We start from the raw sequence: 4,933 nt of genomic DNA on the forward strand, positions 1-4,933 counted from the left end.
TTCTACAGACGCTACCCGCTTCCCGAAAAGCTGGAACCACTTGTGCTTTTGCGGGCAGCGGGCGACGGCATTTTCCCAGACTGAATAAAATGATGAAGTTATTCCGGGACAATTCCTTAATATCAATCCAATGCCAATTGCTCCAGCGTAGCCAACTCAACAATTTCAAGCGCTGCCATATTGGACGCGTGCAAATAAACCGGTGGGGCAACACCTGCGTTATTGGCCTCTGCCCAGCGAGTTGCACACAGACACCAGCGGTCACCGGCTTTCAGACCGGGAAAACCAAAATCAGGGTTGGGTGTGATGAGGTCATTACCTTTGGACAGGGAAAATTGCAGAAACTCATTGGTCATTCGGGCGCAGACTGTATGACTACCGGAATCTTCCAGACAGGTATGGCAAAACCCGTCCCGGAAGAAGCCAGTCATTGGGCTTTGGCAACACGTCTCTAACTCAGTACCCAGCACATTGGGCTGTTCAAACACCAGTTCTACCATGTGAAACCCTCCCATGATTAACCCATGACCTACAGGATAGGAGAAAAGTCATGTCTACATTGGATCGGAGCTTTATCGGTGCCGGAAGCATCTCCAGCTGATGATCCCCTGCCGGTTGGCAACGTCAGCCAATTTCAATTCAGTTTCGAGGAAGATAAAAAGGGACTGAAAACTATCACGGCGGCGGTAGCAACCGCAACACTATCAGTCGGATTTCCTCTATCCCGGCAGCCCCGCCCATGATTTTACCGCAGCAAATCTGTCGATGGCGCTTGTGGCCGCCGGTTCAACCAAGGCGGTGACTGATGAGCCACACACCAGCTTTGGTTTAGCCGATGAGCTTATTCCGTTCGATAAGCTTCCTGATCTATCACAGGCTGTCACCGTCTAAGACAGCCCGAATATTGTACTAAACTGCTGGTGAGAATTACGAGCTGACCAAATCCGGTCTCAAGGTAACTGCCGGTGATGGCATTGATAACCCGGGCGTAACTGCGAGCTACACACCACTGGCCACCAATAACCCACGCAAGGCTAATCGTGCTTTCTGGCAATGGTGAGGCCGATTGGGTTTCCCGGGTAACAGTAAAAATCTGTTCGCTCTTTCCGAGGCGTCCAGTAGAACCATGATATTGACGCTCCCATATAAACGTCAATTATATTTTATCGATCGAATGGGTCTCCCGTAGAGACTCAGGAGTTTTTACCACTTGCCAGGCCAAAGGACAATGAACATTCCAAAAGTTATTTGTGGCGCATTGCTTGTTTTGCTCTGTACGGGATGGTCTAAAGAAAGCCTGGCTCAGGATTCTGCATTACTTGCACCACTTCTTGATAAGGCAATGTATGTTGACCCCGAGACCATAATCGGCATCCAAAACAAATACCAGACATTTATTGAGATCTCAGATAAAAAAAGAGGTGAAGGAGAATTTACGATGGGTGATGAACTCATTGAAATCGGAAAAATCACAGGAATGGCCGTAATGGCTGCGATTTTATATGGGGTAATCCATGATTTAGTCACCACCCAGATCAATTTTGCCTATTTTTCTGACCTGCACCTTACGCATCATGGAGCACACACCCTGAGGTATTTCCCAAGGGTATACAACTCTGAATCACCTGTTCTTTATGCTCTGCTCTGGGGCACAATTGCTACATGGTGGGTTGGCCTGCCATTGGGAGTACTTGCAGCAATATCAGCCAGGCTAAACGCCAGCGCACCAAAAATGACTTGGGATGAGCTTGCTTACCCGGTCGCCACCATGCTTGGCATAAACCTTGCTCTAGCCCTTATTACCGGGGGATTCACCTATTTAATCTCAGGCAGTAGCTTTTCGGCGGTGGCCGCTATGCATAACAGCTCATATCTGTTTGCAATCATTGGAGGGATCATACTGCCATCATCCATCTTTATATCTCGCAACTCTGAAACCAGCCTTGCCGAGAAACAGTGTGTCGGTTTCACAGAAGCCATACTGCATTTATTTAATGAATATCCAGACACCCCTGACGTACAGGCAATAGTGAGATCACACCTGAATTCACCCTACGGAAATTGTCAGCACCCAATGTGACCTGCCCAGTTTCTTTAAGTAGCTGGCCATATGGAATCGAATATTTCTGGCTACCCGGGCTGGTACTATGTGAGGTACAACGGAGGGGGCTACTCAAGTTCCCGGTTTCCTGCCAAAACCATCCGCTAATATGAAAAACAGAAACTCATATCACGGTTTAACGACAGCTAATTAATAATCAGGATGTCTCATCCAGAAACGCGATCACCTGTTCAGCCAGTGCTTCTGGCGTAGTATCCACCGCCATTTCCAGATGTCGATGCAATTCACCCCTACCGAGCAGCCCGGATAACATGCCATGCAAACCCCGTTGTTGACGATCCACTGCAAACCAGAGTTTAAGCTGTTGATCATCACGCCAGGCAACGATTTCCAGCTCCCGCCAACGGCCAAGAAACGTCCCGGAGACCGGAACAAATTCAAACTCCTGTACAAACGGCAGTTCGAAGCCCGTAGCGGCTTCACACTCAGCCTGGCGCAGCTGTAGACCTGAGTTGGTAAGTCCATCGAACAAACCGGCCATCAATGCATCCGGCCTTACTACCAGCATGTCAGTATCCGTAGGATCAATGGCAAACTGGATATCCAGTCCGGTTTCCAGCCATACCTTGCCTTCACCAAGGGTAATGGGTGTGTTATGGGGCAAAATAAAACCGGCATTGAATATTCGTTCTTCACCCGGAGCAATAATAAAGGTTTCTGGCAATGACCACTGGCTCAAGGAGCAGGTCTTTTTTACCTTTTCAGTGACGGTCCCTTCATCGCCGCTCTTACGCTTTTCAAGCTCGACAAAATACTGGCAGCAGATTTTCAGATAGATGTTATCAATCTGTTGTTCAGCTCCCCCCCCGTTAACCCGAATGGTGAAATCCACCCGTTTGCCGGGAATCAACTCTGGCTGCTCGAGCACGGCATCCACTTTTGCAGCGCCTATCGACAGCGACGCCATTGCTTTTTTCAGTAGTGACATAGATATACAACAACGAAAAACAACAAAATCAGTCCGCAAGGCTGTGCAGTGACCATTGCTGACAGAACACAATTCATACCACTACAGGCCAGATTTGCCCATGATAAGCCTCATTTCCTGCCCGTCAAACTCTCTTCACTGACTCAGCCAGGTAGCGAGTCCGGGGTAATTAATTATTCCGGGTGCTGCCTGGATATGTGAAGCTATAGGCATGCACGTCAGTTTTTACAACAGGAGAGTACTTCTTTGCAGCCACTCAGTGAACAGTTCACAAACGTCCTGCTGATTTTGAAATCTGGTATTTCTTCCTGAATACAGAGTAAAAAATTAGTCAAAAATATTTTAAAGATAAAAAAACCAATAAAAATTCATATTCAAGATAAAATTTTGCAAAAATTAATGTTAAATATTGTTATATCCCAATTTAAAGTAATCAAGGAGCTGAATATGCGGATAGGTATTCCGAAGGAGATCAAGAATCACGAGTACCGCGTGGGCCTTACACCAGCTGCTGTCAAAGAGCTGGTTCACAACGGACACGAAGTTTTAGTTGAGGATCATGCCGGTAATGGCGTAGGTTTCTTTAACGAGGATTATCAGGCCTCTGGTGCTACTATTCTGGAAACTGCCGAAGCGGTTTTCTCTGCAGCTGAACTCATCGTTAAAGTAAAAGAGCCCCAGGCTGTTGAGCGCACTCGACTGAAACCCCACCAAACGCTGTTCACCTATCTGCATCTGGCACCCGATGCGCCACAGACCACAGACCTTATCAATTCCGGAGCAACCTGTATCGCTTACGAAACCGTAACCGATGCTCAGGGCCGATTGCCCCTTCTGGCCCCGATGTCTGAAGTGGCCGGGCGCATGTCGATCCAGGCGGGTGCACGTTGTCTGGAAAAATCCATGGCGGGACGCGGTATTCTGCTCGGCGGAGTTCCCGGGGTTGAACCTGCAAAAGTGATCATTATTGGTGCCGGGGTTGTTGGCCAGAATGCAGCTACGGTGGCAATCGGCATGGGTGCCGAGGTGGTAGTACTTGACCGCTCAGTGGATGCCCTGCGCCGGTTGGATGCCCAATTTGGCAACCGTGTTCGTACCGTATACTCCACGAGCCAATCTATCGAACAGCATGTGGTATCTGCTGACCTGGTCATCGGCGGTGTTCTGCTGCCCGGTGCTGCAGCACCCAAACTCATTACCCGCAAGCTGGTTAGCAAGATGAAATCAGGTTCTGTCATTGTCGATGTAGCCATCGATCAGGGTGGCTGCGCTGAAACTTCCGTAGCGACCACTCATGCCGAACCGACCTTTATCGTTGATGATGTTGTTCATTATTGTGTGGCCAACATGCCCGGTGCGGTTGCTCGTACCTCTACCCTGGCCCTGAACAATGCAACACTGCCTTATGTTCTTCAGATTGCCAACAAAGGCACTCGCAAGGCTTTGGCAGACAACCCATTCCTTTTGGAAGGCCTGAATGTTGGCAACGGTGTTATTACCTGTGAGCATGTTGCCCGGGCACAAAATCTGCCTTACAAACCAGCAGCCCTGATGCTGACTGAAATTTAGCCAACGTCCGATGATTGCTGTCTCCAGGTCACATCTCCACACCTGCCCACAGTAGGGTGTGGCTGAGTAGTTAACCAAATGCTTTCTGACCAAGTGGTCAGTCACTCTGCTCCGTTGCAACTTCCTGGTGTTTGTCACATAGCTACGGCTATGCTGCCTACGTTGCGACTTGCCTGAGTAGCTAACTAATAAATATACGATTCCATTTTCCAACTACTTAGTAATTGTCTCGGAATAACTTCATCATTTCATTCAGTCGGGGAAAATGCCGCCGCCCGCTGCCCGCAAAAGCACAAGTGGTTCCAGCTTTTCGG

At 48.7% G+C, this 4,933-nt stretch carries 5 protein-coding genes; 2 read left to right on the forward strand and 3 right to left on the reverse strand.

What is annotated here, in order from left to right:
- Window positions 1-122: 122 nt before the first annotated feature.
- Together KDK14_RS14940 and KDK14_RS14945 are read right to left on the reverse strand one after the other, a co-directional pair.
- Window positions 123-515 (reverse strand): DUF2237 family protein, encoded by a 393-nt coding sequence (locus tag KDK14_RS14940; protein ID WP_257265970.1) that lies wholly within the window; start codon window positions 513-515, stop codon window positions 123-125.
- 365 nt (window positions 516-880) lie between these two features.
- Entirely contained in the window at window positions 881-1,156 is a 276-nt protein-coding gene (locus KDK14_RS14945) for a hypothetical protein (RefSeq protein WP_257265971.1), read from the reverse strand.
- A gap of 72 nt (window positions 1,157-1,228) precedes the next feature.
- Here KDK14_RS14945 and KDK14_RS14950 point away from each other — a divergent pair, with 72 nt between their 5' ends.
- Window positions 1,229-2,080, forward strand: coding sequence for a hypothetical protein (locus KDK14_RS14950; protein ID WP_257265972.1), 852 nt, complete (start codon window positions 1,229-1,231; stop codon window positions 2,078-2,080).
- Between the two features lie 178 nt (window positions 2,081-2,258).
- On the opposite strand, the gene KDK14_RS14955 is transcribed toward KDK14_RS14950, so the two are convergent.
- The gene (locus KDK14_RS14955) at window positions 2,259-3,029 is read right to left on the reverse strand and encodes a sporulation protein (protein WP_257265973.1); all 771 of its coding nucleotides are present in this window, start codon (window positions 3,027-3,029) and stop codon (window positions 2,259-2,261) included.
- 468 nt (window positions 3,030-3,497) lie between these two features.
- Here KDK14_RS14955 and ald point away from each other — a divergent pair, with 468 nt between their 5' ends.
- Window positions 3,498-4,619 (forward strand): alanine dehydrogenase, encoded by a 1,122-nt coding sequence (gene ald / locus KDK14_RS14960; RefSeq protein ID WP_257265974.1) that lies wholly within the window; start codon window positions 3,498-3,500, stop codon window positions 4,617-4,619.
- Window positions 4,620-4,933 lie beyond the last annotated feature (314 nt).

This window comes from Endozoicomonas sp. ONNA2 (assembly GCF_024606365.1).
Taxonomy (GTDB): Bacteria; Pseudomonadota; Gammaproteobacteria; order Pseudomonadales; family Endozoicomonadaceae; genus Endozoicomonas.

What these genes read in the sequence shown, in the direction of transcription:
- KDK14_RS14940 (WP_257265970.1), bottom strand. Translation starts at nt 515, where the DNA reads ATGGGAGGGTTTCACATGGTAGAACTGGTGTTTGAACAGCCCAATGTG.
- KDK14_RS14950 (WP_257265972.1), top strand. Translation starts at nt 1,229, where the DNA reads ATGAACATTCCAAAAGTTATTTGTGGCGCATTGCTTGTTTTGCTCTGT.
- KDK14_RS14955 (WP_257265973.1), bottom strand. Translation starts at nt 3,029, where the DNA reads ATGGCGTCGCTGTCGATAGGCGCTGCAAAAGTGGATGCCGTGCTCGAG.
- ald (WP_257265974.1), top strand. Translation starts at nt 3,498, where the DNA reads ATGCGGATAGGTATTCCGAAGGAGATCAAGAATCACGAGTACCGCGTG.